The following is a 335-nucleotide window of genomic DNA, read 5'->3' as shown; positions in this document are numbered from 1 at the left end:
ACGAGCAGATAGAGCGGTTATTCTGGAGCAATTTAAAACGATTTATCGTGCTGAAAATTTAGAAATGGCAGTGCAAGCTTTAGAGAACTTTATCGCCGAATGGAAACCAAAGTATAGGAAAGTCATGGAAAGTCTGGAGAATACGGATAATCTTTTAACTTTTTATCAGTTTCCCTACCAGATTTGGCACAGCATTTATTCGACAAACCTCATTGAGTCTCTTAACAAAGAAATCAAACGTCAAACGAAAAAGAAGGTTCTTTTTCCTAACGAGGAGGCTCTGGAACGTTACTTAGTTACTTTGTTTGAAGATTATAATTTCAAGCAAAGTCAAC

At 36.4% G+C, this 335-nt stretch carries 1 protein-coding gene; it reads left to right on the top strand.

All coding sequences use genetic code 11. The features are described from left to right. Window positions 1–335 (top strand): transposase (locus FDX22_RS24495; protein WP_186805465.1); only part of this gene is annotated, 335 nt, incomplete at both ends.

The organism is Citrobacter sp. TBCS-14, from assembly GCF_005280805.1.
Lineage (GTDB): Bacteria > Pseudomonadota > Gammaproteobacteria > Enterobacterales > Enterobacteriaceae > Citrobacter > Citrobacter gillenii.
The sequence above is the reverse complement of the archived record's forward strand: the minus strand, read 5'-3'. Positions and strand labels throughout refer to the sequence as shown.